The organism is Alphaproteobacteria bacterium, from assembly GCA_030740435.1.
Lineage (GTDB): Bacteria > Pseudomonadota > Alphaproteobacteria > UBA2966 > UBA2966.
This window is the reverse complement of the sequence record JASLXG010000233.1, coordinates 25359-49152: the sequence shown is the minus strand read 5'-3', so window position 1 is coordinate 49152 and position 23794 is coordinate 25359. Positions and strand designations below refer to the sequence as shown.

22 protein-coding genes, 2 tRNA genes and 1 pseudogene are annotated in these 23794 nt (G+C 64.7%); 3 read left to right on the top strand and 22 right to left on the bottom strand.

Annotation, left to right across the window (positions count from 1 at the left end; genetic code table 11):
* Window positions 1-118, top strand: a 118-nt coding sequence (locus tag QGG75_22085) for an IS5/IS1182 family transposase (GenBank protein MDP6069913.1), incomplete at its 5' end; no start/stop codon positions are given.
* A gap of 13 nt (window positions 119-131) precedes the next feature.
* Here QGG75_22085 and QGG75_22080 read toward each other — a convergent pair.
* The 18 genes and pseudogenes from QGG75_22080 to QGG75_21995 all read right to left on the bottom strand — a co-directional run bounded on the left by QGG75_22080 (window position 132) and on the right by QGG75_21995 (window position 17607).
* Entirely contained in the window at window positions 132-1790 is a 1659-nt protein-coding gene (locus QGG75_22080; protein ID MDP6069912.1) for a ribonuclease J, read from the bottom strand.
* 5 nt (window positions 1791-1795) lie between these two features.
* Window positions 1796-2584, bottom strand: a complete 789-nt coding sequence (locus tag QGG75_22075) for a type III pantothenate kinase (GenBank protein ID MDP6069911.1) — start codon at window positions 2582-2584, stop codon at window positions 1796-1798.
* Between the two features lie 10 nt (window positions 2585-2594).
* Window positions 2595-3356: a biotin--[acetyl-CoA-carboxylase] ligase gene (locus tag QGG75_22070; GenBank protein MDP6069910.1), complete on the bottom strand. Its 762-nt coding sequence runs from the start codon at window positions 3354-3356 to the stop codon at window positions 2595-2597.
* Window positions 3353-4798: an NADH-quinone oxidoreductase subunit NuoN gene (gene nuoN, locus QGG75_22065; GenBank protein ID MDP6069909.1), complete on the bottom strand. Its 1446-nt coding sequence runs from the start codon at window positions 4796-4798 to the stop codon at window positions 3353-3355. The genes QGG75_22070 and nuoN overlap by 4 nt, the downstream gene beginning before the upstream one ends.
* Before the next feature lie 23 nt (window positions 4799-4821).
* Window positions 4822-6330 carry an NADH-quinone oxidoreductase subunit M gene (locus QGG75_22060; protein ID MDP6069908.1) on the bottom strand — a complete coding sequence of 503 codons (1509 nt, stop codon included), beginning with the start codon at window positions 6328-6330 and terminating at the stop codon, window positions 4822-4824.
* A gap of 2 nt (window positions 6331-6332) precedes the next feature.
* Window positions 6333-8264 carry an NADH-quinone oxidoreductase subunit L gene (gene nuoL, locus QGG75_22055; protein ID MDP6069907.1) on the bottom strand — a complete coding sequence of 644 codons (1932 nt, stop codon included), beginning with the start codon at window positions 8262-8264 and terminating at the stop codon, window positions 6333-6335.
* Window positions 8265-8278: 14 nt separating this feature from the next.
* Entirely contained in the window at window positions 8279-8587 is a 309-nt protein-coding gene (gene nuoK, locus QGG75_22050; protein MDP6069906.1) for an NADH-quinone oxidoreductase subunit NuoK, read from the bottom strand.
* Complete coding sequence (locus QGG75_22045) at window positions 8587-9201, bottom strand: NADH-quinone oxidoreductase subunit J (protein MDP6069905.1); 615 nt, start codon at window positions 9199-9201, stop codon at window positions 8587-8589. The genes nuoK and QGG75_22045 overlap by 1 nt, the downstream gene beginning before the upstream one ends.
* On the bottom strand, window positions 9198-9686 hold the full coding sequence (gene nuoI / locus QGG75_22040; protein ID MDP6069904.1) for an NADH-quinone oxidoreductase subunit NuoI: 489 nt from the start codon (window positions 9684-9686) through the stop codon (window positions 9198-9200). The genes QGG75_22045 and nuoI overlap by 4 nt, the downstream gene beginning before the upstream one ends.
* A 15-nt stretch (window positions 9687-9701) precedes the next feature.
* Complete coding sequence (gene nuoH / locus QGG75_22035; protein MDP6069903.1) at window positions 9702-10709, bottom strand: NADH-quinone oxidoreductase subunit NuoH; 1008 nt, start codon at window positions 10707-10709, stop codon at window positions 9702-9704.
* Window positions 10702-12762 (bottom strand): NADH-quinone oxidoreductase subunit NuoG, encoded by a 2061-nt coding sequence (nuoG, locus tag QGG75_22030; protein ID MDP6069902.1) that lies wholly within the window; start codon window positions 12760-12762, stop codon window positions 10702-10704. The genes nuoH and nuoG overlap by 8 nt, the downstream gene beginning before the upstream one ends.
* Window positions 12737-14041: an NADH-quinone oxidoreductase subunit NuoF gene (gene nuoF, locus QGG75_22025; GenBank protein ID MDP6069901.1), complete on the bottom strand. Its 1305-nt coding sequence runs from the start codon at window positions 14039-14041 to the stop codon at window positions 12737-12739. Before nuoF ends, nuoG begins: the two co-directional genes overlap by 26 nt.
* Before the next feature lie 111 nt (window positions 14042-14152).
* A pseudogene (gene nuoE / locus QGG75_22020) lies at window positions 14153-14632 on the bottom strand (NADH-quinone oxidoreductase subunit NuoE).
* The gene (locus tag QGG75_22015; protein ID MDP6069900.1) at window positions 14629-15807 is read right to left on the bottom strand and encodes an NADH-quinone oxidoreductase subunit D; all 1179 of its coding nucleotides are present in this window, start codon (window positions 15805-15807) and stop codon (window positions 14629-14631) included. The pseudogene nuoE and the gene QGG75_22015 overlap by 4 nt, the downstream one beginning before the upstream one ends.
* On the bottom strand, window positions 15807-16415 hold the full coding sequence (locus tag QGG75_22010; GenBank protein ID MDP6069899.1) for an NADH-quinone oxidoreductase subunit C: 609 nt from the start codon (window positions 16413-16415) through the stop codon (window positions 15807-15809). Before QGG75_22010 ends, QGG75_22015 begins: the two co-directional genes overlap by 1 nt.
* A 38-nt stretch (window positions 16416-16453) precedes the next feature.
* A complete protein-coding gene (locus tag QGG75_22005) occupies window positions 16454-16993 on the bottom strand; it encodes an NADH-quinone oxidoreductase subunit B family protein (protein MDP6069898.1) in 540 nt (179 codons plus the stop codon).
* Window positions 16984-17349: an NADH-quinone oxidoreductase subunit A gene (locus QGG75_22000; GenBank protein MDP6069897.1), complete on the bottom strand. Its 366-nt coding sequence runs from the start codon at window positions 17347-17349 to the stop codon at window positions 16984-16986. The genes QGG75_22005 and QGG75_22000 overlap by 10 nt, the downstream gene beginning before the upstream one ends.
* Window positions 17350-17529: 180 nt before the next feature.
* Window positions 17530-17607 (bottom strand) — tRNA-Asp (locus QGG75_21995).
* 118 nt (window positions 17608-17725) lie between these two features.
* On the opposite strand from QGG75_21995, the gene QGG75_21990 reads away from it, so the two are divergent.
* Window positions 17726-19369: a thiamine pyrophosphate-binding protein gene (locus tag QGG75_21990; protein MDP6069896.1), complete on the top strand. Its 1644-nt coding sequence runs from the start codon at window positions 17726-17728 to the stop codon at window positions 19367-19369.
* A gap of 76 nt (window positions 19370-19445) precedes the next feature.
* Here QGG75_21990 and QGG75_21985 read toward each other — a convergent pair whose 3' ends face one another.
* The gene (locus QGG75_21985; protein ID MDP6069895.1) at window positions 19446-19844 is read right to left on the bottom strand and encodes a nuclear transport factor 2 family protein; all 399 of its coding nucleotides are present in this window, start codon (window positions 19842-19844) and stop codon (window positions 19446-19448) included.
* A 100-nt stretch (window positions 19845-19944) separates the two neighbouring features.
* Here QGG75_21985 and QGG75_21980 point away from each other — a divergent pair, with 100 nt between their 5' ends.
* Window positions 19945-20598 (top strand): CoA pyrophosphatase, encoded by a 654-nt coding sequence (locus QGG75_21980; GenBank protein ID MDP6069894.1) that lies wholly within the window; start codon window positions 19945-19947, stop codon window positions 20596-20598.
* 19 nt (window positions 20599-20617) lie between these two features.
* Here QGG75_21980 and QGG75_21975 read toward each other — a convergent pair.
* The 3 genes from QGG75_21975 to lon form a co-directional block, all read right to left on the bottom strand.
* Window positions 20618-20693: transfer RNA gene (locus tag QGG75_21975), tRNA-Val, on the bottom strand.
* A 62-nt stretch (window positions 20694-20755) separates the two neighbouring features.
* The gene (locus QGG75_21970; protein ID MDP6069893.1) at window positions 20756-21028 is read right to left on the bottom strand and encodes an HU family DNA-binding protein; all 273 of its coding nucleotides are present in this window, start codon (window positions 21026-21028) and stop codon (window positions 20756-20758) included.
* Window positions 21029-21200: 172 nt separating this feature from the next.
* Window positions 21201-23645 (bottom strand): endopeptidase La, encoded by a 2445-nt coding sequence (gene lon / locus QGG75_21965; GenBank protein ID MDP6069892.1) that lies wholly within the window; start codon window positions 23643-23645, stop codon window positions 21201-21203.
* Between the last annotated feature and the right edge of the window lie 149 nt (window positions 23646-23794).

Genomic DNA, 23794 nt, shown 5'->3' with positions numbered 1-23794 from the left:
CGAGAACTATTTCGCCAAGATCAAGGAATTCCGGGGCATTGCTACGCGCTACGACAAAACCGACACAAGCTATGCCGCAAACTTGAGCCTCGTCGCCACCATCATTGATTTGCGTTAATTGTCAACGGACCCTAGCCCGCCAGACGCACCACCTCGACCTTGACCAGCGGTCGCCGCCCGCTGGCCGCCCGGGCGGCCCGGCGCACGGCCACGCGCACGGCCTCGGCCAGCGCCTCGTCGTCGCGCCGGCGCTGGCGCGAAAGCTTGTCCAGCGCGCCTTCGGCCGCCGCCTCGAGGGCGGCCGGCAAATCGGGCTCGATGATGGCATCGAAGGCTCCAAAGTTGCCTACCCTGAGTGGCGCCAAGACGCTGCCGACGGCGTCGATCACCAGGGTGACGGTAATCAGACCATTGAACATGATCTTGCGCCGCGCACTTAATGCCTGGCCACCCTCGGGCACCAGGTTGTCGCCTTCCACCAAGAGGCGCCCCACCGGCACCCGCTCGACGACCTCGGCCGGGCCCGGCGCCAGGCGCAGCATGTCGCCGTTGGCGATCATCACCGCTTCGGGCACGCCCAGCGATCGCGCCAGGCGAACGTGGGATTCCAGATGCCGGGCCTCGCCATGCACCGGCACCGCCAGGGAGGGTTTGAGCCAGCCGTAGAGCTCGGCAACCTCGTCACGTGCGGGATGGCCGGAGACGTGGACGAAAGCGTCCTTTTCGCTGATCACCTCGACGCCGGCCAGCACCAGGTCGTTGTGCACGCGGCCGATGGCGAGTTCGTTGCCGGGAATGATCTTGGAGGAAAACACCGCCAGGTCGCCGGGATCGAGGTAGAGCCGCGGATGGCTGCCCTGGGCCACACGCGTCATGGTGCCGCGGGGCTCGCCCTGGCAGCCGCTGCACATGAGCAGCACCCGGTCCGGCGGCAGGTGGGCGAAATCGTCCTCGCTGAGGATCTCCGGCAAATCGCCCAAATAGCCGCACTCACGCGCCGCCTCGCTGTTCCTTCTCAGCGCCCTGCCGGCCAGGATGAGGTGGCGGTCGAGCTCGGCCGCCACCCGGGCCACGGTCTCGATGCGGGCGACGTTGGAGGCGAAGGTGGTGACGGCGATACGGCCCGGGTGCCCGCTCATGATCTCAAGTAGGCTGGAGCGCAAGTCGGCCTCGGAACCCGAACGGCCGGGCTGCAGGACGTTGGTCGAATCGCAGACCAGGGCCGGGGCGTTCTTGGCCTGGGCGGCAAAGCCGGCGGCGTCGGTCAGCGGCCCCACCACCGGTCCCGGGTCGAGCTTCCAATCGCCCGAGTGGACGACGCTGCCGGCGCTGGTGTGAATGGCCAACGAGCTGGCCTCGGGAATGGAATGCGTGACGCCGAGAAAATCGATGGTGAAGGGCCCGAGCTCCAGCCGCTGGCCAGCCGTGATGACGTGCAGCGGCACCTCTTCCAGAAGCCCCACCTCGTCGAGTTTGCGGCTCAAGAGGTTGGCGGCGAAGGGCGAGGCATAAACCGGGCAGCCCAACCTGGGCCAAAGGTAGGGAACCGCCCCCAGGTGGTCTTCGTGGGCATGAGTCAGCACGATGGCCAGCAAATCGTGGCGGCGTTCGCTGATGAAGCCGGGATCGGGCACGATCAGGTCGATGCCAGGCTGGCGTTCGTCGGCAAAGGTCAGACCCAGATCGACCATCAGCCACTTGCCGGCATGGCCATAGAGGCTCGTGTTCATGCCGATCTCGCCGCAACCACCCAGCGGCAGCAAGACCAGGTCGGCAGGATCAGATCTCATAGGGTTCATTCTGTGGCCCGGTTGTGGCGGTGAAGCGCCACCAGGCCGCGCAGCGTCAATTCGGCGTCGACGTGCTGGATGACCTCGGTGCCGTCGGCAAAGAGTGGCGCCAGACCGCCGGTGGCGACCACGGTCATGTCGCTATCGTCGATGGTGGCGCGATATTCCTGCTTGATGCGCCCGACGATACCCTCGATCAGGCTGACGTAGCCCCAGTAGACCCCCGACTGCATGCAGGCCACGGTGTTGCGGCCGATGACCTCGGTCGGACGCGCAACCGCGATGCGCGGCAGAGCAGCGGCTGCCGAATGCAGCGCTTCGAGGCTGAGATTGATGCCGGGCGCAAAGGCGCCGCCGCGGAAGTTGCCCGCGGCGTCGACCACGTCGAAGGTGGTGGCGGTGCCGAAGTCGATCAGGATCAAGGGCCCGGGATAGCTTTGATGGGCCGCCACGGCGTTGACCAGGCGGTCCGAGCCGACCTCGGCCGGGTTGTCGACCAGGGCCTCGAGGCCCAGCTCGACGCCCTGGCCCACCACCAGCGGCTCGCAGTCGAAGTAGTTGCGGCAAAGGGTGCGCAGGCTGAATAGCGCCTGCGGCACCACCGTCGAGATGATGGCGTCAATCACATCCTCGCGGGCCAGATCCTTGAGCGCCATGAGCTGCGACAGCCAGACGGCGTACTCGTCGGCCGTGCGCGCGGCGTTGGTAGCGGCCCGCCATTGACCAAGAACGTCGTCGCCGCGGTAGACGGCGAAGACGGTGTTGGTATTGCCGGCGTCGATGGCTAGCAGCATGGCGGCCTCGTCAGGTTGGCAAATGTGTTCGCACCATCTCGCCGGAACCGACGCTGTGGCGCTGGCCGTCGTCGTCGGCCAGGATCAGGGCACCGCCGGGGTCGACGGTCTCGAAAATGCCGGTCAATGTCCGATCGCCCAGCCGCATCTCGATGCGGCGGCCCTGGCCGCGGCAGTCGGCCAGCCAAGCCTCGCGCACCGGGGCAAAGCCTTCTTCCCGCCAGCGCCGCAACCAGCCCAGCAGGTGCTTCGAATAGTTTTCCAGCACGGCTTCCACCTCGGCCCCCGAGCCCTCGGCGCGGAGCGAGGTGGCCGGCCGTTCCGGATCAACAGGGTGGTGTTCGACGTTGATGCCGGTGCCGATGATGACCCAGTCGACCGGGCCGGCGGGCGCAATTTTCGATTCCAGCAGGATGCCGGCGATCTTGGCATCGCTGATGAGCACGTCGTTTGGCCATTTGAGGTCGATCTCCGGCACCTCCAGCAGCTCTCCCAGCGCCCCGGCCACCGCCAGCGCCGCCACGAATGAGAGCTGATTGGCCTGGGCCGGCGGGCAATCGGGCCGCAGCAACAGAGAGCAGAAAAGATTGCCCCGCCCCGATACCCAGTGCCGGCCGCGCCGGCCCCGGCCGGCCGTCTGCTCGCGGGCCCAGACCAGCACTCCGGCCTCCTCGCCGGCCGCGGCCAGGCGGCGGACCTCGTCGTTGGTGCTGCCCAGACTGTCGTGGGCGAAAAGCTGGAAGAAAGGGTCGAGATGCAGGCTAGAACTCACGGAAACAGCGCCTGGGCGGCACTTTGGGCACCGGCCAGGAGCGGCACCGGATAGACGAAGAAGAGTAGCGTAAAGATGCTGCTGAGCGCGAGAATGGACCCCATGGCGGGGCCCAACGGTCCTTCGAAGGGCTCGGCCGGGTCGTCGAAGTACATGATCTTGACGATGCGCACGTAGTAGTAGGCGCCCACCACGCTGGCCAGTACGCCGATCACCGCCAAGGTGTAGAGGCCGGCGTTCAGAGCCGCCATGAAGATGTAGAACTTGCCGAAGAAGCCGGCCAGCGGCGGCACGCCGGCCAGGGAAAAGAGGAAGATGGCCATGGCCAGCGCCAGCATCGGGTTGTTGCGGGCCAGGCCGGCCAGGTCGTCGATCTCTTCCACCATGGCACCCTCGCGGCGCATGTTGAGGATGACGGCGAAGGCACCGACGTTCATGGCGAGATAGATGGTGAGGTAGATCAGCACGCCGCGCAGGCCCTCGGGCGTGCCGGCGGCCAGGCCCACCAGGGCATAGCCCATGTGGCCGATCGACGAGTAGGCCATCAGGCGCTTGATGTTCGACTGGCCGATGGCGGCGAAGGCGCCCAGCACCATCGACAGCACCGAGACCAGCACCACGATCTGCTGCCAGTCGTGCACCATGGTTGCGAAGGGATCGAGCATGGTACGCAGGAATAGCCCGAGCGCGGCGATCTTGGGGGCCACGGCGAAGAAGGCGGTGATCGGCGTCGGCGCCCCTTCGTAGACGTCGGGCGTCCACATGTGGAAGGGCACGGCGCTAACCTTGAAAGCCAGGCCGGCGAGCACGAAAACCAGTCCGACGACGACGCCCAGCGGCGCCTCGCCCTGGTCCAGCAGGCGTCCCAGATCGGCGAAGTTGGTGCTGCCGGCAAAGCCGTAGATCAGCGAAGCGCCGTAGAGCAGGATGCCCGACGACAGCGCGCCGAGCACGAAGTACTTGAGCCCGGCCTCCGAGGAGCGCTGTGAATCGCGCTTGAAGGCGGCGACGATATAGAGCGACAGGCTTTGCAGCTCGAGGCCAACGTAAAGCGAGATCAGATCGCTGGCCGAGACCATCATCAGCATGCCCAGCGTCGCCAGCACGATCAGGATGGGAAACTCGAAGCGCTCCATGCCCTCGCGGCGCAGATACCCCAGCGACATGACGATGGCCAGACCCGAGCCCAGCAGGATCAGGATCTTGAGGAAAGTCGAGAGGGGATCGACCACGAACATGCCGGCGAAAGTGAGCGTCGCCTTGTCCGGCCCCATGACGACCAGGAAACCCGCCACCACGAAGGACACCACGGCCAGCCAGGAGACGCTCATGGTGGCGCCGTTGCCGCGGAAGGCGCCCAGCATGAGGAGCGCCATGGCCACGAGGGCGAGGAAAATCTCGGGCAGCGCCGGGGCCAGATCAGGAACGATTGCAGGCGACATGGGATTCGGTTCTCCGGTTTCGCCTAGCGTGCGGCCAACGCGGTTTCGGCGGCCCGCAGCGCCACCTCGTGGTTCTCGATCAACTGGGCCACCGAGACGTGCATCACGTCCAACAGCGGCGCCGGGTAGACGCCAAACAAAATGACCAGTGCCAGCAGCGGCGCGAAGATCAGGATCTCGCGCTTGTTCATGTCCAGAATGTCGGCCAGATCCGCCTTCTCCAGGGTGCCGAAGATGACCCGGCGATAGAGCCAGAGCGCATAGGCCGCGCTGAGCACGATGCCGGTGGTGGCCAGCATGGCAACCCAGGTGTTGACCTGGAAGATGCCCACCAGGACCAGGAACTCGCCGACGAAACCGCTGGTTCCGGGCAGGCCGACGTTGGCCAGGGTGAAGATCATGAAGGTGGCGGCGTAGACCGGCATGCGGTGCACCAGCCCGCCGTAACGCTCGATCAGGCGGCTGTGGATACGGTCGTAGACCACGCCGACGACCAGGAACAGCGCCCCCGACACCAGGCCGTGGCTGAGCATGACGATGAGCCCGCCCTCGACGCCCTGGACGGTGAAGCTGAAGATGCCGATGGTCACGAAGCCCATGTGGGCGACCGAGGAATAGGCGATCAGCTTCTTCATGTCCTCCTGCATCAGGGCCACCAGCGAGGTGTAGATGATGGCCACCACGCTGAGGCTAAAGACGAGCGGTGTGAAGTAGGCCGTGGCGTCGGGCAGCATGGGGATGGAAAAGCGCAAAAAGCCATAGGCGCCCATCTTCAACAGCACCGCCGCCAGCACCACCGATCCCGCCGTCGGCGCCTCGACATGGGCGTCGGGCAGCCAGGTATGGAACGGCCACATGGGGATCTTGACGGCAAAGGCGGCAAACAGCGCCAACCACAGCCAGCGTTGCCAGGCGGGATCGAAGCCGGCGTTCATCAGCGTCGGGATATCGGTGGTGCCGACTTGCAGGTACATATAAAGGATGGCCAGCAGCATCAGCACCGAGCCGAGCAGCGTATAGAGGAAGAATTTGAAGGTGGCGTAGACCCGGCGGGGGCCGCCCCAGACGCCGATAATCAGGAACATGGGGATCAAGCCGCCCTCGAAGAAGAGGTAGAAGACGACGAAATCGAGCGCGCAGAAGACCCCCACCATGGTGGTCTCGAGCACCAGGAAAGCGACCATGTATTCCTTCACCCGGGTGTCGATGGCGCGCCACGACGCCAGGATGCAAAGCGGCATCAGGAAGGTGGTGAGGATGACGAACAGCATCGAGATGCCGTCGACGCCCAGGTGGTAGGCGATGCCTTCGCTGATCCAGGCCTTCTTTTCGACGAACTGGAAGGCCGCCGTCGAGTTATCGAAGCCGGTCCACAGCAGCAGCGACACCACGAAGGTAATCAGCGTCGTCCACAGCGCCACGTTGCGGGCGTTGCGGGCCACCAGTTCCTCCTCGCCACGCACCAGCAGGATGAAAGCGGCGCCCACCAGGGGCAGGAAAATGACGATCGAGAGCAGCGGCCAGTCGCTCATGGCTAGCCCCCGACCATCAGGTAAAGCGACCACGAAACGAACAGCACCAAGCCGACCATCATGGCGAAGGCGTAGTGGTAGACGTAGCCGGTTTGGATGCGGCCGGCGCGGCGCGCCGTGCGCAACACCGTGGCGGCCACGCCGTCGGGGCCGAAGCCGTCGATGATGCGGCCGTCACCGCCGCGCCACAGCGACCAGCCGATGAACTTGGCCGGACGCACCAAGAGAAAGTCATAGAGCTCGTCGAAGTACCACTTGTTGAGCAAGAAGAGATGCAGCTCGCGATGCGCGCCGGCCAGGCGCTCCGGGATGGCCGGGCGCTTGATGTAGAACCACCAGGCCAGGAGGATGCCGGCGAGGCCGATGGCGGTGGGCAGGATCTTGACCCAAAGCGGCACGTGATGGGCCGCCGCGACGCTGTCGTTTGCCGGCAATACCAGCAGCGAATCGCCCCAAAAAGTGCTGCCCTCGCCGACCAGCAGATCGTAGGCCAAGAAGCCCGAGAACATGGCGCCGACGGCCAGCAGCAAAAGCGGGATCATCATCACCTTGGGCGCCTCGTGGGCATGGGCCATGACTTTTTCCGAGGCCCGGGCCTTGCCGTGGAAGGTCATGAAGAGCAAGCGCCAGGAATAAAAAGCGGTCAGGAAGGCAGCGATCACGCCCATCACGAAAGCGAAGCCACCGACCTGGGAATGGGCCGCATAGGCCGCCTCGAGCACGATGTCCTTGGAATAGAAGCCGGCGAAGAAGGGCATGCCGGCCAGCGCCAGGCTGCCGATCCACATCACCGTGTAGGTCAGCGGCAACAGCGTATAAAGGCCGCCCATCTTGCGCATGTCCTGCTGGTCCGAAAGGGCGTGGATGACCGAGCCGGCACCAAGGAACAAGAGCGCCTTGAAGAAGCCGTGCGTCATCAAGTGGAAGATCGAGGCCGAATAGGCCGAGACGCCGGCGGCGAAGAACATGTAGCCCAGCTGGCTGCAGGTCGAATAGGCGATCACCCGCTTGATGTCGTTCTGCACCAGACCGATGGTCGCCGTCACCACCGCCGTCAGCGCTCCCACGATGGTGACCACGGCCAGCGAGACGGGAGCGTATTCAAACAGCGGCGAACAGCGCGCCACCATGAAGACACCGGCCGTCACCATGGTGGCGGCATGGATCAGCGCCGACACCGGCGTCGGGCCCTCCATAGCGTCGGGCAGCCAGGTGTGCAGGCCGAGCTGGGCCGACTTGCCCATGGCACCGACGAACAGCAACAGCGTGATCAAGGTAAGAATATCGACATCGGTACCCAGGAAGTCGAGCGACTTGCCGGCAAAACCGGGGGCCGCGGCGAAGACGGTATCGAAGTCCACGGCCTGGAAGATCAGGAAGATGGCCATGATGCCCAGGGCAAAACCGAAGTCGCCAATACGATTGACGACGAAAGCCTTGATGGCGGCGGCGTTGGCGGCGGGCCGGTCGTACCAGAAGCCGATCAGCAGGTAGGAACACAGCCCCACGCCTTCCCAGCCGAAGAACATCTGGACGAAGTTGTCGGCCGTCACCAGCATCAACATCATGAAGGTGAACAGCGAGAGATAAGCGAAGAAGCGCGGCTTGGAGCCGTCGTGCGACATGTAGCCGATGGAATACCAATGCACCAGCGCCGAAACCCCGGTGACGACGATCAGCATCACCGCCGTCAACTGGTCGAAGCGCAGCGCCCAACTCACCTCGAAGGCTTGGCTATCGATCCAGGTAAACAGATGGACGATCTCGACCCGGCCCTGCAAGCCGACCTGGTAGAGCACCAGGAACGAGATCAGGGCCGACAGCGTGACCGCCAAACAAGTCACCAGCATGGCCGCGCGGTCGCCGATCAGGCGGCCGAAGAAGCCGGCCACGATGGCCGCCGCCAGCGGCAGGAAAACCAGGGCTGCGTAAATGTTGATCATCCGCCTCAACCCTTCATGACGTTGAGGTCTTCGACGGCGATGGAGCCGCGGTTGCGGAAATAGATGACCAGGATGGCGAGCCCGATGGCCGCCTCGGCCGCCGCCACCGAGAGCACGAACATGGCGAAGACCTGCCCCACCAGATCGCCGAGGTGGCTGGAGAACGCCACCAAATTGATGTTGACGGCGAGTAACATCAATTCGATCGACATCATTATGACGATGACGTTCTTGCGATTGAGGAAGATGCCGAGCACACCCAGCGTGAACAGAATGGCCGCCAGCGTGAGGTAATGTCCGAGCCCGATGGCCATCAGATACCTCCCCGCGGCGTTACCTTCTTGAGCTCCACCGAATCCTCGCGGCGCCTGGAAACCTGGTCCGATATCTTCTGCTTGCGCACGCCCTCGCGCACCCGATGCGTCAGTACGATGGCGCCGATCATGGCCACCAGCAGGATCATGCCGGCAGCCTGGAAGAGGTAGACGTAGCGCGTATAGATGAGCTCGCCCAGCGCATGGGTGTTGCTGAGCTCGGCCGGCGCCGGCGTCGGTGCCGCCGCCATGGCCGCAAGCTCCGGCCCGGCCGCCCAACTGCCGATCACCAAAAAGAGCTCGACCAGCATGATCAGGCCGACCAGCGCTCCGGCCGGCAGGTAGACCAGAAAGCCCTGCCTCAGTTCGACGAAATTGATGTCCAGCATCATGACCACGAAGAGGAACAGCACCGCCACCGCGCCGACGTAGACGATGACCAGGATCATGGCCAGGAACTCGGCCCCCATGAGCACGAAGAGCCCGCCGGCGGTGAAAAACGAAAGAATCAAGAACAACACCGAATGTACCGGGTTGCGGGCGCTGATCACCATCAGCGCCGCGGCCAGCAAGACGGCGGCAAACAGGTAGAAGGTGAGGGCCTGGACGATCATCGGTAGGGTGCATCCAGTTCGAGATTGCGGGCGATCTCGCGCTCCCAACGGTCGCCGTTGGCCAGCAGTTTGTCCTTGTTGTAGTAGAGCTCCTCCCGGGTCTCGGTAGAGAACTCGGTGTTGGGGCCCTCGACGATGGCATCCACGGGGCAGGCCTCCTGGCAGAAGCCGCAATAGATGCATTTGGTCATGTCGATGTCGTAGCGCGTGGTGCGGCGGCTGCCGTCGTCGCGCGGCTCGGCCTCGATGGTGATGGCCAGCGCCGGGCAGACCGCCTCGCAGAGCTTGCAGGCGATGCAGCGCTCCTCGCCGTTGGCATAGCGGCGCAGCGCGTGCTCGCCGCGAAAGCGCGGGCTCAGCGGGCTGCCCTCGTAGGGATAGTTGATGGTCACCTTCTTGCGGAACATGTACCTGAACGTCAGCGACATGCCCGACAGGAGCTCGAGCAGCAGGACCGAGCGAAGGGTGCGATCGATGAACGACATGGCCCGCCTGCCCTCCTACGGCGCCAGATCGAAGGCGGTGACGACGCCGGCCGTCAGCGCCACCCAAAACAGCGAGGCCGGCAGGAACACCTTCCAGCCCAGCCGCATGAGCTGGTCATAGCGGTAGCGCGGGAAGGTGGCGAAAACCCACATCATGACGAACAGCACCAGCGCCGTCTTGAGGCCCAGCCAGAGGACGCCGGGGATCCAGTTGAAGGGCGCCACGTCGATCGGCGGCAGCCAGCCGCCGAGGAACAGCACCGACATCATGGCGCTCATCAGGATCATGTTGGCGCGCTCGCCGAGATAGAAAAGGGCAAAGGCCATGGCCGAATACTCGACCTGGAAGCCGGCCACCAGCTCGGCCTCGGCCTCCGGCAGATCGAAGGGATGGTGGCTGAGCTCGGCCAGGATCGAGACGAAGAAGATGACGAACATGGGGAACAGCGGCAGGAAAAACCAGACCGTGCGCTGGGCCTCGACGATGTCGGAGAGATTCAAGGATCCCACGCAGATCAGCACCGTGATGATGACGAAGCCCATAGAAACCTCGTAGGACACCATCTGGGCCGCCGAGCGCAAGGCGCCGAGGAAGGCATAGCGCGAATTCGAGGCCCAGCCCGCCATGACGATGCCGTAGACGCCCATGGACGAGATGGCGAAGAGGAACATGATGCCGACGTTGATGTCGGCCAGCACGACGCCCGCCTGGAAGGGGATCACGGCCCAGGCGATCAGGCTCAGCGTGAAGGTCAGCATGGGCGCGGCCAGAAAGACGCCCTTGTTGGCCCGGCTGGGCAGGATGGTTTCCTTGAACAAGAGCTTGGCACCGTCGGCCAGCGGCTGCATCAGGCCGAAGGGGCCCACCACGTTGGGGCCGCGGCGCATCTGCATGGCCGCCCAGACCTTGCGCTCGGCCAGGGTGAGGTAGGCGACGCAGAGCAGCAGCGGCACCACGATGGCCAGAATCTGGGCCACGATGATGATCAGGGGCCAAAGATAGCCGGACCAAAGCTCAGCCATCGCTGCCCGTCCCCTGCTGGTCGGTGCTGCGCTGGGCACTACAGGCGGCCATGGTGGCCGAGGCCCGGCAGATCGGGTCGCTGAGGTGGAAGTCGCCGCCGTAACCCTCGAGCGGCTCGGCGCCGATCGCTCCGGCCTGGCCGAATTCGCCCCAAGGCGCCGGCCCGATGTCGTCGAGCTCAGCCATATGCGGCGCCAATTCGGCCATGCGCCGGCGCAGCTCGGACAGCCCGTCGTAAGGCAAGGTGTGGCCCAGGACTTCCGAAAGCGCGCGCAAAACGGTCCAGTCCTCGCGGGCTTCGCCGGGCGGGAAGACGGCACGCTGGCCGCGTTGCACGCGGCCTTCGGTATTGACCCAGGTGCCGCCCTTTTCGGTATAGGCGGCACCGGGCAGCACCACGTCGGCGCGCTGGGCACCGGAATCCCCATGGTGGCCCTGGTAGACCACGAAGGCCTCGCCCAGCACCTTGGTGTCGATCTCGTCGGCGCCCAGCAGATAGATGAAGTCGAGCTCCCCCTCGGCCGCCCCGGCCAGGATGCCGGCGGTATCGCGGCCCTCGGGACCGGGCAAGAGGCCGAGATCGAGGCCGGCCACGCGGGCGGCGGCCGTGTGCAGCACGTTGAAGCCGTTCCAGCCCTCGCCTACCAGGCCGCAGCGTTCGGCAATGGCGCGCGCCGCGGCCAGGATGGCGTCGCCGTCGGCCCGGTTCAGCGCCTGCTGGCCGAGGATCAGCATGGGCCGCTGGGCGGCGCTGAGGGCCTTTGCCACCTCGTGCTCGCCGCCGGCGATCCGGTCCAGCAGCCGGGCGTCGCTGCCGAGTTCCAAAGTGCGATAGGTGCGATCGGCGGCCGCGCCCAGATTGAAGATCTGGAAGCCGCCGGCCAGCCAGCGCTTGCGCAGCCGCGCGTTGAGCACCGGCGCTTCGAGGCGCGGATTACTGCCGATCAGCAGGCAGGCGTCGGCTTCTTCGATGCCGGCGATGGTGGTGTTGAAAAGCCAGCCGGCGCGCACGCCGCCGCCCAGCTTGGCGCCGTCCTGGCGGCAATCGAGATGCGGCGAGCCCAGCGCCGCCATCAGGTCCTTGAGCGCCGTCAGGGATTCGGCACAGGCCAAATCGCCGGCCAAGGCAGCGATTCGTGCGCCCTCGAGCCCGTCGAGACGGGCGGCGATGGCGGCGAAGGCCTGGTCCCAGCTGGCCGGCTGCAAGCGGCCATCCCGGCGCACATAGGGCCGGTCCAGGCGCTGGCGTTTGAGGCCGTCGTTGGCGAAGCGGGTCTTGTCCGAGATCCACTCCTCGTTGACCTCTTCGTTGAGGCGCGGAAGCACGCGCAGGATCTCGCGGCCGCGGGCGTCGACGCGGATGTTGCTGCCCACGGCGTCATGCACGTCGATGCTCTCGGTGGGCCTCAGTTCCCAAGGCCGGGCGTGGAAGGCGTAGGGCTTCGAGGTCAGGGCGCCGACCGGGCAAAGATCGATAAGGTTGCCGGAAAGCTCCGAACTCAGCGCCTGTCCGACGAAGGTGCCGATCTCGGTGCGCTCGCCGCGATAGAGCCCCCCCATCTCCTCGACGCCGGCCACATCATCGAGAAAGCGCACACAGCGCGTGCAGTGGATGCAGCGCGTCATGGTGGCCTTGACCAGCGGCCCCAGGAACTTGTTGGCGACGGCCCGCTTGGCCTCGCCGAAACGCGAGGCGCCGGTGCCGTAGGCCATGGCCTGGTCCTGCAGGTCGCATTCGCCGCCCTGGTCGCAGATCGGGCAGTCCAGCGGATGGTTGATGAGCAAAAGCTCCATCACACCCTCGCGCGCCTTCTTGACGGCCGGCGTGTTGGTGCGAATGACCATGCCGTCGCCGACCGGCTGGGCGCAACTGGCAATCAGCTTGGGCGCCTTCTCCATCTCCACCAGGCACATGCGGCAGTTGCCGGCAATGGCCAGGCGTTCGTGGTAGCAAAAGCGCGGAACCTCGATGCCCTGGGCCTCGCAGGCCTGCAACACCGTGGTGCCCGGCTCCACCGTAACCTCGTTACCGTCGATGGTCAGGGTCGGCATCCGGGGCTCCTAGGCGGCTTCCGGCGAGGCGGCGCTCGAGCTCGGGGCGAAAATGGCGGATCAGGCCCTGGATGGGCCAGGCCGCGGCATCGCCAAGGGCGCAGACGGTATGGCCTTCGATCTGTTTGGTGACCTCGTGGAGCATGTCGATCTCGGCGATCTCGGCCCGGCCCTCGGCCAGGCGCTCCATCATGCGCCACATCCAGCCCGTGCCCTCGCGACAGGGCGTGCACTGGCCGCAGCTTTCGTGCTGGTAAAAGCGCGAAAGCCGGGTGATGGCGCGAACGATGTCGGTGGATTTGTCCATCACGATCACCGCCGCCGTGCCCAGCGCCGACTTGACCTCGGAAAGGCCGTCGAAATCCATGCGCGCGGTGTCGGCCAACGACTTGGTGATCAGCGGCACCGACGAGCCCCCGGGAATCACTGCCAGCAGATTGTCCCAGCCGCCGCGCACGCCGCCGGCATGGCGTTCGATGAGCTCCTTCAGCGGAATACCCATCTCCTCTTCCACGTTGCAGGGATTTTCCACGTGGCCCGAGATGCAAAAGATCTTGGTGCCGGTGTTGTTGGGCCGGCCCAGGCCGGCGAACCAGGTCCCGCCGCGGCGCAGGATCTCGGGCGCCACCGCGATGGTCTCGACGTTGTTGACCGTGGTGGGGCAGCCATAGAGCCCGGCCCCGGCCGGGAACGGCGGCTTCATCCGGGGCTGGCCCTTGCGGCCCTCGAGACTTTCGATCAGCGCCGTCTCCTCGCCGCAAACGTAGGCGCCGGCGCCGCGATGCAGATAAACATCATATGCATAGCCCGAGCCGCAGGCGTCGGGGCCGATCAGGCCGGCCGCATAGGCCTCGTCGACGGCGCCCTGAAGGGCCGAGGCTTCGTCGTAGAATTCGCCACGCACGTAGATGTATGCGGCCTCGGCTGCCATGCTGAATCCGGCCAGCAAACAACCTTCAACCAATTTATGAGGTTCATGGCGTAAGATATCGCGATCCTTACAAGTTCCGGGCTCGCCCTCATCCGCATTGACGACCAAATAGCCGGGCCGGCCATCGCTTTCCTTGGGCATGAACGACCACTTCACGCCGGCCGGAAAACCGGCACCGCCGCGCCCCCGGAGGCCCGATTCCTTGACCTCGTCGATGATCCAGTCACGGCCCTTGTCCATCAGCGCCCGGGTGCCGTCCCAGTCGCCGCGCCCGCGCGCCGCGGCCAGGCCGGCGTCCTGCTGGCCGTAGAGGTTGGTGAAGATGCGGTCCTTGTCGTCGAGCGCCATCAGGCCTCTCCCGTCGCCGTCTTCAGCGTCGTCGGGCCGCCCGGAGGGTGCCGAGGTCTGGCGTCCCGTCTGGCTGCCATGGCGGGGCGTCTCGCCGCGTTTCAGGGCCTCGAGCACGGCCGCGACGCTATCGCCATCTAGGTCTTCATAATAATGATCGCCGATTTGCGCCACCGGGGCGTTGACGCAGGCACCGGCGCATTCGACCTCGGAGAGCGTGAACTCACCGTCGGCAGTGGTTTCGCCAAGATCGATGCCCAGCGACTTGCGGCAGCCCTCGACGACCTCATCCGAGCCCCTGAGCCAACAGGGCAGATTGGTGCAGACCTGGACGTGGTGCCGGCCCACGGGCTGGAGATTGAACATGGTGTAGAAGGTGGCCACCTCGTAGACCCGGATCGGTGCCATCTCCAGGAACTCGGCCACGGCATCCATGGCCGGACGCGGGAGCCAGCCATCATTCTGGCGCTGGGCCAGGTCCAGGAGCGGAATCACGCCACTGGCGCGGCGCTCCTCGGGATAGCGGGCCAGGATCTGGCGGGCGCGATCCAGGCTCTCGGGGCTGAAGCTGAAAGTGGCGTCACTGCTCATCGGTCGATCTCGCCGAAGACGATGTCGATAGAACCGATCACCGCCACCACGTCGGCCAGCATGTGGCCGCGGATGAGGAAATCGATGGCTGAAAGGTGGGCATAGGCGGGCGAACGGATGAAACAGCGGTAGGGCCGGTTGGAACCGTCGGCCACCAGGTAGACGCCGAGCTCGCCCTTGGAAGCCTCGACCGCCGTGTAGGTTTCGCCGGCCGGCACGTGGAAGCCTTCGCTAAAGAGCTTGAAGTGCTGGATCAGCCCCTCCATGGAGGTCTTCATCTCGGCCCGCCTGGGCGGCACCACCGAGCGGTCCTCGCTCGACACCGGCCCTTCGGGCATCTCCGCCAGGCATTGCTCGATGATGCGCACGCTCTGGCGCATTTCCTCGACGCGGCAGAGATAGCGGTCGAAATTGTCGCCGTGCTTGCCCACCGGAATGTCGAAGTCGAGCTCCTCGTAGACCTCGTAAGGCTGCGACTTGCGCAGGTCCCAGGGCACGCCCGAGCCGCGGATCATGACGCCGGTGAAACCCCGGTCCATGGCCTCCTCGGCTGTCACGGTGCCGATATCGACGTTGCGCTGGCGAAAGATGCGGTTGTCGGTGAGCAGCGTCTCGATGTCGTCGATGACCTTGAGAAGATTGGGGCACCAGGCGGCGATGTCCTCAGCCAGCCCGGCCGGCAAGTCGCGGTGCACACCGCCGACGCGAAAATAGGCGCCATGCATGCGGGCGCCGCAGACGCGCTCGACAAAATTGAAGATGCGCTCGCGTTCCTCGAAGCCCCACAGCACCGGCGTCACGGCGCCGACGTCGTTGCCTTGCGTGGTGACGCCCAGCAGATGGTTGAGAATGCGCGTGAGCTCGGCATAGAGCACGCGGATGTACTGGCCACGCCTGGGCACCTCGAGGCCCAGCAGCTTTTCCACCGCCAGCACGAAAGGATGCACCTGCATCAGCGGCCCGACGTAATCCAGGCGATCGAAATAGGGCGCCGCCTGGAGGTAGGTCTTGTGCTCGATCAGCTTCTCTGTGCCGCGGTGCAAAAGCCCGATATGCGGATCGGCCCGGTCGATGATCTCGCCGTCCAGTTCCAGCACCATGCGCAGCACGCCGTGGGCCGCCGGATGCTGCGGGCCCAGGTTGAGCGAATAGTTGCTGATCTGGACTTCGGCCATCAGGCTTCCTCCGCCTTCTCGTCGCCCGGCAGGACGTAGTCGGCGCCCTCCCAGGGACTGAGATAATCGAAGCGCCGCATCTCCTGGGGCAGGCTGACGGGCTGACGCACGACGCGCTTTTCCTCGTCGTCGTAGCGCACCTCGAGATGGCCCGAGAGGGGGAAGTCCTTGCGCAGCGGATGGCCCTCGAAGCCATAGTCGCTGAGCAGCCGGCGCAGGTCGGGATGGTCGGCGAACATCACGCCGAGAAGGTCCCAAACCTCGCGCTCGTACCAGTTAGCGCTGGAAAAGACGCCGCACACCGAAGGCACCGGCGTGGCCTCGTCGGCCGTCACCTTGACCCGGATGCGCTGGTTGTGGATCAGCGACAGCAGATTGTAGACGACGTCGAAACGCGCCTCGCGCTGAGGCCAATCGACACCGCAGACGCTGATCAATTGCTTGAACTGGCAGTTGGCGTCATCGCGCAAAAACGTCAGCAGCTTGACCACCTCGGCGGCCGGCGCCTCGAGCGTCAGCTCGCCATTGGCCACGGAGACGGCGCTGATCTTGTCGGGCAGCGCGGCGGCCACGTAGGCCCCCAGTTCGGCAAGCGCCTCTTCGTCCATACCCTGCTACTCGATAACCTAGAGCGAAATCCCGCGGCTCAGCGCCGCAAGGTCCCGGTACGCCTGATTTTGCGCTGCAACTGCAGGAATGCGTAGATCAAGGCCTCGGCCGTCGGCGGACAGCCCGGCACGTAGATGTCAACCGGTACAATGCGATCGATGCCGCGTACCACGGAATAGGAATAGTGATAGTAACCGCCGCCGTTGGCGCAGCTGCCCATCGAGATCACCCAGCGCGGCTCGGCCATCTGGTCGTAGACCCGGCGCAGCGCCGGCGCCATCTTGTTGGTCAGCGTGCCAGCCACGATCATGACGTCGGACTGGCGCGGGCTGGCCCGGGGAATGATGCCGAAGCGGTCCATGTCGTAGCGCGGCATCGAGCCGTGCATCATCTCCATGGCACAGCACGCCAGACCGAACGTCATCCACCACATCGAGCCGGTGCGCGACCAGTTGACCACCTTGTCGACCTGGGTGATCAGAAAACCCTTGTCGCTGAGGTCGCTGGCCATGCCGGCGAAGGGCTGATCGAGGGCGCTGGCAGTGACCAGGTTCGGGGCCGGGTTTTCTACTCCCATTCCAAAGCCCCCTTCTTCCATTCGTAAACGAATCCGATGGTCAGGATGCCGAGGAAGATCATCATCGACCAGAAGCCGAAGACGCCGATCTTGCCCAGAGAGATGGCCCAGGGAAAGAGGAAGGCAACCTCGAGGTCGAAGATGATGAAAAGAATGGCCACGAGATAGAAGCGCACATCGAACTGGCGCCGCGAATCGCTGAGCGTGTTGAAGCCGCACTCGTAAGGCAGCAGCTTTTGGCTATCCGGCTTCTGCGGCGTCACCAGCCAGGAGGCGCCAACAATGACGACGGCCAGGGCGATGGCGATCACGAGGAAGATCAGGATCGGTAGATACTCGAGCAGCAGATCTTGCATCACTCAAACGCCCGCAAAAAAATCGCCCTCGCAAGGTGCTCTCAGAGTGTCTGGGCCACCAGGCTCGGCGCGACCGGATCATAACGCCAAGCCAACAAAGTGCAAAGTGCAGATTGGCACGATCGAAAGGCTGTTCCAATCGCCGAAAGGCCTGAATCCGGAATCTTTCGAGAGGAAAAGTGGCGGGAGTGACGAGACTCGAACTCGCGACCTCTGGCGTGACAGGCCAGCGCTCTAACCAGACTGAGCTACACCCCCGCAAGGGCGCTTTCGTGTACTTTAGCGCCAACGGGGTGTCAAGCGCCATAGGCCGTGACCCGGCGGGGAATGCGGGTTAAATATGGGCCTTTGGTTCCCAATTTTGGCGGAGACGGCAATGACAGGTATGAGCGGTGGCAAGGCGCTGGTGCGATCGGTCCTGAACCAAGGGGTCGACACTATCTTCACCATTCCCGGCGTCCAGCTCGACCACTTCTTCAATGCGCTGCACGACGAAGGCAACGCCGTGCGGGTGATCCAGGTGCGGCACGAACAGGCCGCCGCCTACATGGCCTTCGGTTATGCCCAATCGACCGGCCGGGTGGGTTGCTTTGCCGTAGTGCCCGGGCCCGGCTTGCTTAACACTACCGCCGCCCTAGCCACGGCCTATGGCTGCAACGCCCCGGTGCTGTGCCTGGCCGGCCAGGTACCGACGCGCCACATCGGCCGTGGCTTGGGCATGCTGCACGAGATCCCGGACCAGCTCGCCATCCTGCGCGGCCTGACCAAATGGGCCGGGCGCATCAACCACCCCAGCGAAGTGCCGGCGGCTGTGGCCGAGGCCTTCCGGCAGCTGCAAAGCGGCCGGCCGCAACCCGTGGGCCTGGAAATGCCACCCGACCAGATGGCCCGCCGGGCGGCCGTTACGGCACTGGAAGCGCAGGCCCCGCCGCCGCCGCTGGAGCCCGATCCCGAGCTGGTGAAGGCCGCCGCCAAGCTGCTGGGCGAGGCTCAAAGCCCGATGATTTTCGCCGGCAGCGGTGCCATCGGCGCCGAGGCCGAACTCAAACAGCTGGCCGAGCTGCTGCAGGCGCCGGTGGTCACCCACCGCATGGGCAAGGGCGTGCTCAGCGACCGCCACTACCTGGCCCAGAGTACCGTTGCCGCCAAGAAGATCTGGCCTCAGGTGGACGTCATCGTGGGAGTGGGGTCACGCCTGCAGGGACCGCGCATGCAATGGCCAGAACGGGGGCCGGCAGCACCACGCAAGATCGTCCACATCGATATCGATCCCACCGAAATCGGCCGCATCGGCCGCGCCGACGTGAGCCTGGTGGCCGACGCCCGCGAGACCCTGAAGGCTTTGTTGCCGGTGCTGGAGAAGCAAAACCGCCAGCGCCCCTCGCGCGAAGAAGAGCTCACCGCCCTGAAAGCCGAGGTGATGGCCCGGTTCGACGCCGAGCTCGGGCCCCAGATGGGCTACAGCCGGGCGCTGCGTGCCGCCCTTCCCGATGACGGCATCATGGTCGACGAGCTCACTCAGGTGGGCTACATGAACCGGGCCGCCTTTCCCGTCTACCAGCCGCGCACTTTCATCAGTACCGGCTACCAGGGCACGCTGGGCTTCGGTTTTGCCACGGCACTGGGGGTCAAGGTGGCGCATCCCGAGCGGCCGGTGCTGTCGATCAACGGCGACGGCGGTTTCCTCTACACCATGCCCGAGCTGGCGACGGCGGTGCAGCACGGCATCAATGTCGTCGCCGTGGTCTTCAACGACGGCGCCTACGGCAATGTCAGGCGCATGCAGAAAAACGAATACGGCGGCCGCCTCATCGCCACCGACCTGAAGAACCCTGACTTCGTGGGTTTGGCCCAATCCTTCGGCGCGCTGGGACTGCGGGCCGGGTCGCCTGACGAGTTGAAGGGCGCCATCGAGACCGGTTTCGCCCACCCTGGCCCGGTGCTGATCGACGCCCCGGTGGGCGAAATGCCCGATCCCTGGCAGACGCTGGAGAGCACCGCCATCAAACAAAAGAATTGAGGCCGATCGACGGCGCTATTCGGAGTTTCGGGGACAGGGACCTATCTCCCAGAAGAATTGAGGCCGATCGACGGCGCTATTCGGCGGCGGCCGCCTGGGCTTCCTCGAGCGGCACGTAGGTGTAGATTTTCGAGATGATCTGCCAGCGGCCGTCGATCTTCAGAAGATTGAGGTAATCGGTAAAAAACTTCGGCCCGATGGCGATCTGCACCTTGGCCAGGGCCGATTCGGCACCCGACTTGTCGATCGAGAGAATGCGGTCCATGCGCTGCTGGCCGCTGTCGACCGGACTGGCCCGGCCGCTCACGCGCGCGTAGACGGCCTCGATGGGGTCGTCCGCCAGCGGCCCGTCAGTGGCGCTGAACAGGTGGGCGCTGGGATGGAAGATACGCTTAAGCTTGTCGATATCGCCTTCGTAGAAGCCGTCGAAGTAAACGGCCAGGGCCTCGGCAATCTCTTGATAGGTAGCGTCCATAGTGTCCTCCGTGTGAAGCCCCTGGGGGCAAGAATTGGCGCAATCTAACCCAGAACGCGCGGCTTTGGGAGGGCCTGTCTTTGGGTTATTGTCCCCGGCCATGCCTTTTTCAGAGTTCCCCCATTCCGCGGGCCGGCAGATCCCGTTCGATTCCGCCTTGCGGGCCAGGATCGAAGCCAATCTGGCCGGCTTCGAGCGCCTGGACCAGCCCGCCGCCGGCCTCAAGGGTGCCGCCGTGGCCATCACCGTGCTCGATGACGGCGCCGGCAATGCCGCCTTTCTGCTGACCAGGCGCTCGAGCCGGCTGCGCAGCCATGCCGGCCAGTGGGCCTTGCCCGGCGGCCGTTTGGACGGCGACGAAGACGCCGTGGCCGGGGCGCTGCGTGAGCTCGAGGAAGAGGTGGGCTTAAGCCCCGGCAGCGAGAACGTGCTGGGTGTTCTCGATGACTACCCGACGCGTTCGGGCTATCTCATCACGCCCGTGGTGGTCTGGATCGAGGAGGCCAATTTCGACCTCAATGCCGACGAGGTGGTGCGCGTCTACCCGATCCCGCTGGCCGAGCTGATGCGTGAGGATTCGCCCGAGTTCGTCGACATCCCGGAAAGCGACCGGCCGGTGCTGCGCCTGCCACTGGCGGAGCGCCGCCTCAACGCACCCAGCGGCGCTTACCTTTACCAATTCCGCGAGGTCGCGCTACAGGGCCGGACCATCCGCGTCGCCCACTACGAGCAACCGGTTTTCGCCTGGGATTAAGGTTGGGCGGCATATGGCTTGGTGGGCGATGACGGGCTCGAACCGCCGACCTCCTCGGTGTAAACGAGATGCTCTCCCAGCTGAGCTAATCGCCCCGCCAAAGCAAGACCGGCCACCCCAGGGCGGCCGGTTCTCTACTCCCGCAAGCGGAAATATGTTAGTTGACCGCTTGCTTCAATGCTTTGCCGGCCTTGAACTTGGGCTGGTTGGAGGCCGGGATTTGAATCTTTTCGCCGGTCCGGGGATTGCGGCCTTCCGAGGCACGGCGCCGCGCCACACTGAAGGTGCCAAATCCGACGAGGCGTACCTCACCGGCATTGGAGAGCGAATTCGTAATGGTATCGAATACGCTGTCAACGGCCTTTGCTGCGTCAGCCTTGGACAGTCCGGCTCCACCGGCAACGCTCGCCACGAGATCGTTCTTGTTCACGATTGGCCTCCTCCGTCATTTGTCGATCAATGGTTAAATCCGGGATGGACGTGTTCTAGTAGTCGACCAGATAGGCGAGGCAAAGTCTAGAGCGGAGGGGGCAACCCGTCAAAGGGAAAAACCTTATGGCCCCTAGTTTTCTCCCCTTTTTCTGCCGTGGGGGAACAGCAGATCAGTGGGTCACCAGGCCATCGCGCGCCACGGCGGCAGCGTCGCCATCCTTGCCGCCGACTTTGCCCACGGCCTCATCGTCGGGCCATTCCATGGCCACCAGAGGCTCGACCAGGGCCTGGGCGAGGACTTCGTCGACGACGGCAACGGGAATAATTTCTAGGCCCCGCTTGACGTTATCGGGAATTTCGGCGAGATCCTTCTCGTTCTCCTTGGGGATCAGCACGGTCTTGATGCCGCCCCTCAACGCCGCCAACAGCTTCTCCTTGAGCCCACCGATCGGCAGCACCCGGCCGCGCAATGTCATTTCGCCGGTCATGGCGATTTCCTTGCGCACCGGATTTTGGGTCAGCATCGAGACGATCGAGGTAATCATGGCGACGCCGGCCGAGGGGCCGTCCTTGGGCGTGGCGCCCTCAGGCACATGGACGTGGATATCCCATTTCTCGAAGATCTCGGGCGCGACGCTGAAGTCGACACAGCGCGAGCGCACGTAGCTCGACGCCGCCTGGGCCGATTCCTGCATGACCTCGCCCAGCTTGCCGGTGATCATCATCTTGCCCTTGCCCGGCAGCTTCACCGCCTCGATGGTCAGAAGCTCGCCGCCGACCTCGGTCCAGGCCAGGCCGGTGGTGACGCCGATCTGGTTCTCCTCCTCGACCTCGCCGAAGCGGTAGCGCGGCACACCCAGCCATTTTCCCAGATTGCGCCGGGTGACGCGGATTTTTTCGCTGCCGTTCTGCAGGATGTCCTTGATGGCCTTGCGCGTCAGGCTGGCCAGTTCGCGCTCGAGGTTGCGCACGCCGGCCTCGCGGGTGTAAAGGCGGATCAAGCCCTTCAGCGCCTCGCCCGAAATGGCCCACTCCTGGTCTTTCAGGCCATGGGCCTCGACCTGCTTGGGAATCAGGTGCTGACGCGCAATCTCGATTTTTTCGTCCTCGGTATAGCCCGAGATGCGAATCACCTCCATGCGATCCAAGAGCGCCGGCGGAATGCGCAGCGTGTTGGCGGTGGTGATGAACATGACCTCGGAAAGGTCGTAGTCGACTTCGAGATAATGGTCGTTGAAGGTATTGTTCTGTTCCGGATCCAGCACCTCCAACAGCGCCGAGGAGGGATCGCCGCGGAAATCGGCGCCCAGCTTGTCGACCTCGTCAAGCATGATCAGCGGGTTCGAGGTCTTGGCCTTCTTCATGGACTGGATGATCTTGCCCGGCATGGAGCCGATGTAGGTGCGGCGATGGCCGCGAATCTCGGCCTCGTCGCGCACCCCGCCCAACGACATGCGCACGAAATTGCGCCCGGTGGCACGGGCGATGGACTTGCCTAGCGAGGTCTTGCCGACGCCGGGGGCGCCGACCAGGCAGATGATCGGCCCCTTCATCTTGTTGGTGCGCAGCTGTACCGCCAGGTACTCGAGGATGCGCTCCTTGACCTTCTCCAGCCCGAAGTGATCCTCGTCCAGCACCCGCTGGGCAAAGTTGATGTCCTTTTTGATGCGGCTGCGCTTCTTCCAGGGGATGTTCAAGAGCCAGTCGAGGTAGTTGCGCACCACCGTGGCCTCAGCCGACATGGGGCTCATGTTGCGCAGCTTCTTGAGCTCAGCCGTGGCCTTTTCGCGGGCCTCCTTCGAGAACTTGGTCTTCTCGATGCGCTCCTCGAGTTCGCCCACCTCGTCGCGGCCGTCCTCGCCCTCGCCCAATTCCTTCTGGATCGCCTTGAGCTGTTCGTTGAGGTAGTACTCGCGCTGGGTGCGCTCCATCTGGCGCTTGACGCGGCTGCGGATCTTCTTTTCCACCTGCATGACGCCGATCTCGCCTTCCATCAGCGAGTAGGCCCGCTCGAGCCGCTCGGTAATGCCCTCGACCTCCAACAGCTCCTGCTTTTCCGAGATCTTGAGCTGCAGGTGGGAAGCCACGGTGTCGGCCAGTTTGCTGGGCTGTTCGATCTGGTTGAGCGAGACCAGGACCTCGGGCGGAATCTTCTTGTTGAGCTTGACGTACTGTTCGAACTGGGCCGTCACCGAGCGGGCCAGAGCCTCGAGCTCGCGGGCGTCGTCATCGGCATCGATCTGCACCTCGGCCTGAGCCTGGAAAAAGTCGGGGTTCTCGGTGAAACGCTCGATGCGCGCCCGGGTGTTGCCCTCGACCAACACCTTGACGGTGCCGTCGGGCAGCTTGAGCAGTTGCAACACCGAGCCCAGCGTTCCCGTGCGGTAGATGTCGTCGGTCCCGGGATCATCCTGGCTGGCGTTCTTCTGGGCCACCAACAGGATCTGGCTATCGTCCTTCATGACGTGTTCGAGCGCCCGCACGGATTTGTCGCGACCCACGAAGAGCGGCACGATCATGTGCGGAAAGACAACGATGTCGCGCAACGGCAACACGGCAAAGACGTTGGTGTCCCGAGTTTCGGGGGCGTCCGGGCTTTCCGGGGTTTCCATCATGGCAGAATGTACTCCAGGGCGACGGTGACTACGGCAGCGGGCGAACCGATCAGGCGATCAGCTGGCCCGCCATCAAACTAAATGGGGCGACGCGACGGTTTCGCAAGATGACTTCGAAAGAAGTGGCATCGGCGGCGTTCCACTTCAAG